Source organism: Bradyrhizobium erythrophlei (genome assembly GCF_900129425.1).
GTDB classification, from domain to species: Bacteria; Pseudomonadota; Alphaproteobacteria; order Rhizobiales; family Xanthobacteraceae; genus Bradyrhizobium; species Bradyrhizobium erythrophlei_C.
This window is the reverse complement of record NZ_LT670817.1, coordinates 9,084,749-9,092,036: the sequence shown is the minus strand read 5'-3', so window position 1 is coordinate 9,092,036 and position 7,288 is coordinate 9,084,749. Positions and strand designations below refer to the sequence as shown.

Sequence of the window (7,288 nt, the reverse complement as noted above, 5' to 3'; positions counted from 1 at the left end):
CTTATGGCCTGGGTTGAACGACGGCCGGTTCAACAGCAGCGATAATGTATGCCGCGCGATCATCTGCTCCTCGTCGGTCGGCACGACGTAGACCGGAATGCGGCTGTCTGAGCGGGATATCAGTCGCGCGTGACGGGAATTCTCGGCTGGGTCGAGCGTCACACCAAGCCAAGCCAGCTGATCGGCGATCCGCGCCCGGATACGTACCGAGTTTTCGCCGATACCGGCTGTAAAGACGAAAGCGTCGAGCCCCTGCAACGCGGCCGCAAGCATGCCGGCGTTGAGGCCGATGCGATAGACGAAATACTCGATCGCCAGCTTCGCCTTGGGATCTTCGCTCGCCTCCAGTTCGCGCATATCGTTGCTGATGCCTGAGAGTCCCTTCAATCCACAGTCGCGGTAGAGGAAACTCTGGACGTTGGACGCCGACATCCCCTTTTCCGAGATCAGATACAGCACGACGCCGGGGTCGATTTGCCCTGGGCGCGTTCCCATCGCAAGGCCGTCGAGGGCGGTGAACCCCATGGTGCTCTCGGCGCTGTGTCCCTTCTTCAGCGCGCACATGGAGGCGCCGCTACCGAGATGCGCGACGATCACCCGGCCCTTGGCGATCTCGGGCGCAATTTGGGGCAGGGTTTTTGCTACATATTCGTATGACAGACCATGAAATCCGTAACGGCGTATACCCTCGGCATGAAGCTGGTGCGGGATTGCATAGTAGTCCGCGACGGCGTCATGCGTGCGGTGAAACGCGGTGTCGAAGCAGGCTACCTGCGGAAGGGTTGGATAATTAGTCAGAAGCGAGCGGATTGGCGCCAAATTATGCGGCTGATGCAGCGGAGCAAGCGCAATGAAACGCTCCAGCCGGGCTACCACGCCATGGTCGATCAGCACCGGCCGGTCATAGTCGGATCCGCCATGTACGACGCGATGACCGACAGCCATCGGGTTGATGCGAATCTCGTTTCGCAGCCATTCGCCTGCAATACTCATCGCGGCCGGAACGTCCGGGATCGCTTCGATCGGATAGGCGCGGTCGGCCAGCGGATCGCCGTCTGCACCGATCGCCCGCAGTCGTGGACGACTGCCAATGCCATCCATCTGGCCCTTGATCTGCCGCCGGACCTGCCCCTCTCCCTCGACCGAAAAGATCTGGAACTTGACGCTTGAGGAACCTGCATTGACGACGAGGATCGTGTCCATGGCGTTCACGCGGCAACTGTTGGAGCATGTTGGCGCCTTGCATGCGCATAGAGCGCGGCCACCGCGCAGGAAGCCATTCGCGCCCGCGCCGAGTCCGCACGCGACGTCAGAACAACCGGCACCCGGGCGCCGAGCACGATGCCGGCACTATCCGCCTTGGCGAAGTAGGCCAGATTTTTGGCCAGCATATTGCCGGATTCGAGGTCGGGAACGAGCAGGATCTGCGCCCGCCCGGCGACCTCGGACTTGATTCCCTTGATCCGTGCTGCTTCCACGTCGATCGCATTGTCGAAAGCAAGCGGTCCGTCGAGCAAGCCGCCAGTGATCTGCCCGCGATCCGCCATCTTGCAGAGCGCAGCCGCCTCGATCGTGGATGGAATCTTGGAGGTAACGGTTTCGACCGCCGACAGGATCGCCACCCGCGGCGATTTGCCGAAGCCGGCTTGCGTATAAAGATCGATGGCGTTCTGGATAATGTCCCGCTTGGCATCGAGATCGGGAAAGATGTTGATGGCTGCATCCGTTACAAACAGGGTCTCGGCATAGGCGGGCACGTCCATCACGAACACATGGCTGATCCGCCGGTCGGTGCGCAAGCCGCCCACCTTCGCTGTGACACTCCGCATCAGTTCATCGGTGTGAAGGCTGCCCTTCATGAGCATTTCGCCCTTGGCAGCGTGAACGAGCTCCACGCCCTTCGCCGCCGCATCCTCGCTATGCGCCGCATCGGCGATCTCGAATCCGGAGATGTCGAGGCTGAATTTGCTGGCCGTATCCCTGATTTTCTGTTCGGGTCCAACCAGCACCGGCCGGATGATACCGGCCGCCGCACTGTCGACGACGCCGCGCAATGAGGTTTCGTCACAAGGGTGCACGACAATGGTCGGCACCGGTGGCACCGCTTGGGCCGCTGCGATCAGACGGTCATATTTGCTGGCTGAGTGCGTCTCGACTGGATCGGCTGGCATGACGGTCATGGTGTCGCTCCCGGTCCTTTGGATCACGCGCGCCGTTCACCAAGGAGTTTTTGATCTAGGTCAATGGTTCGGCTCATCCTGTCTTCACAAATTTCGGCCTGACGCCCAAACGACATCGACGGTCCGGCTTCATTGAAATGCAATGCGTATCCGAAGCTTCTATCGTTTGGGGCGGCCTAGCTTGGGAGATGTTGGGCTGAGGTGCCGTCTCTTTGGCTTGACATAGATCAAACACCGGACAGCCAGGGGTACAATGCTCGGGCCCGTCTCACGCACGAATTGCGGCGGTTCTGGATCAATCGCCGGCGCGTCGAAGCAACCATTGAATACAACTGGGAGAGCTACCATGAAGGCAAGTGCAGCTCTGCGGAAGCAAGCCGACGCCGGCGATTGCTGGAACGCCTTTCGGCCCGGGGAATGGACCACTTCCATCAATGTTCGCGATTTCATCGTCCGGAACGTCACACCTTACACGGGAAACGAGGACTTTCTGACAGGACCATCGCAGCGCACGATGGCCGTTTGGGCGAAACTGCAGCCCTACTTCGCGGACGAGCGGAAGAAGGGAGTGCTTGCCGTCGATGCTCAAAATCCCTCGACGTTGCTGGCGCACAAGCCCGGCTATATCGATCGCGAGAACGAAGTGATCGTGGGTCTGCAGACGGACCAGCCCTTCAAGCGGGCGATCTTTCCCTTCGGCGGGCTCCGGATGGTCGAGACGGGCCTCAAGGCCGCGGGCTTCGATCCCGATCCGCGCGTTCATGAGGCTTTCACGAAATATCGAAAGTCGCACAACGACGGCGTATTCGACGCCTACACGCCGGAGATCATGAACTGCCGAAGATCAGGGATCATTACCGGCCTTCCAGACTCCTACGGGCGCGGGCGGATCATCGGCGATTATAGGCGCGTGGCTCTCTATGGGATCGACCGGCTCCTCGAGGCCAAGCGTACCGAGCGGGAACAGATCGACGACATGTGGCCGACCGACGAAATCATTCGGTCGCGCGAGGAGCTGTCCGAGCAGATGCGCGCTCTCAAGGACCTGGCCTCGATGGCGAAGCTCTACGGCTGCGACATATCGAAGCCCGCCGCGAATGCGCAGGAAGCCTTTCAGTGGACTTATTTCGCCTATCTAGGCGCAATCAAGGAAGCCAATGGGGCGGCGATGTCCATCGGACGCATCTCGAGCTTCCTGGATATCTATACTGAGCGCGACCTGAAGAACGGTGCTCTGGACGAAGCGCAGGCGCAGGAGCTTTGGGATCAATTGGTGCAGAAGCTTCGGATCGTCCGGTTCCTGCGCACGCCTGATTATGACGCGCTGTTCAGCGGCGATCCCTATTGGGCGACCGAATGCGTCGGTGGCATGGATCTGGATGGATGCGCCCTGGTGACCAAGAGCAGCTACCGCATGCTGCACACCTTATACAACCTCGGTCCGGCGCCCGAACCGAACATCACAGTTCTCTGGTCGAGCCACATGCCGGCGGCATTCAAGCGCTACTGCGTCAAGGTCAGCCGCGACACGTCCGCCCTTCAGTACGAGAACGACGATCTGATGCGCCCGTTCTGGGGGGACGATTACGGCATCGCCTGCTGTGTCTCGGCAATGCGTCTCGGCAAGCAGATGCAATTCTTCGGCGCCCGCGTCAACCTCGCAAAGGCGCTGCTCTACGCGATCAATGGTGGCCGCGACGAAATATCAGGCGAGCAAGTCGCCCCCCAGACGCTGCCGGTCATGGGCGACTTCCTTGACTACGATGACGTGATGGCCAAGTTCGACACAACAATGGAGTGGCTGGCGCGCACGTACGTGCATGCGATGAACTGCATCCACTACATGCACGACAAATACTTCTACGAACGTCTGGAGATGGCGCTTCACGATCGCGACATCCTGCGAACGATGGCGTTCGGAATCGCCGGCCTTTCGGTGGTGTCCGACAGCCTGAGTGCGATCAAGTACGGAAAGATTCGTGCCACCCGCGATGCGACGACCGGGTTGGTGGTCGACTATCAGAACGAAGGGAACAAGGCGACGCCGCAATTCGGCAACAACGACGACCGCGTCGATCGAATCGCGTCGGACATCGTCACAAGCTTCATGGGAAAGATACGAAAACACCCGACCTACCGCAACGCGACGCACACCCAAAGCGTACTCACCATCACTTCGAACGTGGTGTACGGCAAGGCTACGGGAAATACTCCCGACGGCCGCCGGAAAGGCGAGCCGTTCGGGCCAGGCGCAAATCCGATGCACGGCCGGGACAGCCACGGCTGGCTCGCCTCTTGCCTGTCCGTCGCAAAGCTTCCTTACAAGGACGCACAGGACGGCATCAGCTACACCGTCTCGATCGCTCCTCAAAAGGCGCATTTGTCCGAAGGCGAGCTTCTGGATGAGGCCGTCAAGGCTTTCGACGTCTATTTCGAGCGGGGCGGCTTCCACATGAATCTGAACGTGATCGACAGGGAGACGCTCGAGGACGCAATAAAGAATCCCGACAAATACCCGCAGCTCACGATCCGTGTGTCGGGCTACGCCGTCAACTTCGTTCGCCTGACACCGGAGCAGCAGAGGGATGTGATCAGCCGTACTTTCCACGGCCAAATCTGATTCGAGGCCCACGATGTCGACGGTGCAGCCGCTCGAGCCCGGCAGTCGTTATGACCTCCGGGTTGGGATTTCGCCCGACGCCCCTGATGAAGACGAGATCAAGGACGAAGCGGGCTCATTCGGGTATTGCCATTCCTATGAGACCTCGTCGCGCTACGACGGGCCTGGTCTGCGCGTCGTGCTTTTCGTCTCGGGATGCCTCCTGCGCTGTACATACTGCCACAACCCGGACACCTGGCACCTCAAGGACGGCACTTACGTGTCGATCGATCAGGTGCTCCGTCGCCTGGGCGACTTCGCACCTTCAATTCTAAGTCTTGGCGGGGGCCTGACGATATCGGGCGGCGAGCCGATGGTGCAGCTTGCCTTTACCCGGCGAATTTTCGCCGGCGCCAAGGAAATGGGCCTGCATACAGCTATCGAAACTTCGGGATTCCTGGGCGATCGTGCGGATGATTCGTACCTGTCGGCGATCGACCTCGTTCTGCTCGACATCAAAAGCTCGGATCCCGACACCTATCGCCGGGTGACAGGTCGCGATCTCGCGCCGACCCTGCGCTTCGCGGAGCGCCTGGCTTCGCTATCCAAGCCGGTGTGGGTGCGCTTCACGCTCGTCCCCGGCGAGACCGACGATCCCGCCAACGTCGACGGCATCGCTCGATTCGTCGCGCCGATGAAGAACGTCGAATGGGTCGAGGTACAGCCGTTCCATCAGATGGGTTCCTTCAAGTGGAAGGCGATGGGGCTCGACTACAAGCTTCTCAATACCCCGACTGCCAGCCGGGACTTGGTGAATCGGGTCGTTGGACAGTTCCGCGCGGCGGGATGTCAGGTGCGTTGACGACAACCGGTTCCGGGGAGAACAAACATGCTGGACCTTGCTCGCGAGATCATTGGAAGTCAGCCGATACTGACGGCATTTCTCGCGATCGGATTGGGCTATCTGGTTGGTCAGATCAGTATCGGGGGATTTTCCCTCGGCGTCGGCGCCGTTCTTTTCGTGGGCCTTGCCATCGGGGCGTTCGCACCCAAAGCCCAGATCACGGGACCGATCGGGCTGACCGGACTGATCATGTTCCTCTATGGGATCGGGATTCTGTACGGCAGGCAGTTCTTCGAAGGCATGGTCGGCGTCGGGCAGAAGTACAATCTGCTGGCGCTCGTCGCGTGCATAGCGAGCTTGTTAGTTGCGCTTGGGCTCGGGCACATTTTCGGCATCAAGATCGGACATACGCTCGGCATCTACGCCGGATCGATGACCAGCACCGCCTCGCTCCAGGCGGCGCTCGACGTCATGAAGAACAAGGATCCCTCGATCGGCTATTCCATAGCCTATCCGTTCGGGGTCATCGGCCCGATCCTATGCATCTACTTCATGACCCGGGTCGTAAAGCCGAAATTTCCGCCTAAGGTGCAGCGGTTTCACATGGGCGAAATTGCGATCGGCGACGGCTGTTCCGGAAAGAGACTCGACGAGCTGACGATGGGGCCGCTCAGCGGCGTGCAGGTCACGATGGTTCGAAAGGGCGGCCACAACTTCGTTCCTGCGCCCGATACTGTCTTGTCCGCCGGAGATGCCATTCTCGTGGTCGCGGATCGGAATGAAGAAATTGCCAAGGCGGCCGCCACGCTTGGAAAACTGGAGCCTGGCCGCCTGGCCAGCGACCGCGCCGACCTCGATTACATTCGAGTCTTTGTCGGGAAGGCCAGCGTGGTCGGAGTACCCCTCGCCAGTCTTCCCATGCCGGCCGGCTATCCGACCCACCTATTGCATGTACGTCGCTATGATGCGGACCTCGTGCCGGCGCCGGATCTGATGCTCGAATTCGGCGACCGGATCGGGGTCCTGACGCCTCCCGACCGAAAGGAGGAGATTCGGCGCCACTTTGGCGACACGATCAAGGCTGCGGCCGAATTCAGCTACGTCTCGCTCGGAATCGGAATGGTCTTAGGTGTCTTGCTCGGGCTTATTCCGATTCCGATTCCTGGAGTCGGCGTGGTGACGCTCGGTATCGGAGGGGGACCGCTGATCGTCGCCCTCATCCTCGGCAAATTGCGGCGCACGGGCCCCATGCTCTGGACCATGCCGTTACCAGCGAACATCGTGTTGCGAAACTTCGGACTTGCGATGTTCCTCGCCACCGTCGGCGTCAACGCAGGGCAGCCCTTTGTTCGAACCGTCGCGGAATCCGGCTTTACCATGCTCTTTATCGGTGTTGCGGTTCTTCTGACGACGGTATTCATCGTTCTGCTGGTCGGCCACTACGTTCTGAAAATCCCGTACGACGATCTCGTCGGCGTGGCATCAGGCGCCACCGGAAATCCGGCTATTCTCGTCTATTCGACCAAAATGGCGCCCACCGAACGGCCCGACATCGGCTACGCCATGATCTTTCCCTCCATGACGCTGGTGAAGGTGATCGCAGTGCAGATCGTGGGTCTCCTCATGATTGGGAGCGGCGGCGGCTAGGTGACCGATCAAAAACCG

The 7,288-nt window shown here is 60.2% G+C and carries 5 protein-coding genes; 3 read left to right on the top strand and 2 right to left on the bottom strand.

Annotation, left to right across the window (positions count from 1 at the left end):
* Together B5527_RS43190 and B5527_RS43185 are read right to left on the bottom strand one after the other, a co-directional pair.
* On the bottom strand, nt 1-1,203 hold a 1,203-nt coding region (locus B5527_RS43190; protein WP_079606935.1), incomplete at its 3' end, for an acetate/propionate family kinase.
* Between the two features lie 5 nt (nt 1,204-1,208).
* Entirely contained in the window at nt 1,209-2,180 is a 972-nt protein-coding gene (locus B5527_RS43185) for a phosphate acetyltransferase (protein WP_338065080.1), read from the bottom strand.
* A gap of 346 nt (nt 2,181-2,526) precedes the next feature.
* Between B5527_RS43185 and pflB the strand changes: the two genes are divergently transcribed.
* Genes pflB through B5527_RS43170 form a run of 3 tightly spaced genes read left to right on the top strand, consistent with a single transcriptional unit; the run spans nt 2,527 to nt 7,270 of the window.
* Entirely contained in the window at nt 2,527-4,800 is a 2,274-nt protein-coding gene (gene pflB / locus B5527_RS43180; protein ID WP_079606934.1) for a formate C-acetyltransferase, read from the top strand.
* A gap of 13 nt (nt 4,801-4,813) precedes the next feature.
* Entirely contained in the window at nt 4,814-5,641 is an 828-nt protein-coding gene (gene pflA, locus B5527_RS43175) for a pyruvate formate-lyase-activating protein (RefSeq protein ID WP_079606933.1), read from the top strand.
* A gap of 27 nt (nt 5,642-5,668) precedes the next feature.
* The gene (locus tag B5527_RS43170) at nt 5,669-7,270 is read left to right on the top strand and encodes an aspartate:alanine exchanger family transporter (RefSeq protein ID WP_079606932.1); all 1,602 of its coding nucleotides are present in this window, start codon (nt 5,669-5,671) and stop codon (nt 7,268-7,270) included.
* Nucleotides 7,271-7,288 lie beyond the last annotated feature (18 nt).

Bases quoted from the DNA above. Each gene is read 5' to 3' on its own strand.
- B5527_RS43185 (WP_338065080.1), bottom strand. From the start codon at position 2,180: ATGACCGTCATGCCAGCCGATCCAGTCGAGACGCACTCAGCCAGCAAA.
- pflB (WP_079606934.1), top strand. From the start codon at position 2,527: ATGAAGGCAAGTGCAGCTCTGCGGAAGCAAGCCGACGCCGGCGATTGC.
- pflA (WP_079606933.1), top strand. From the start codon at position 4,814: ATGTCGACGGTGCAGCCGCTCGAGCCCGGCAGTCGTTATGACCTCCGG.
- B5527_RS43170 (WP_079606932.1), top strand. From the start codon at position 5,669: ATGCTGGACCTTGCTCGCGAGATCATTGGAAGTCAGCCGATACTGACG.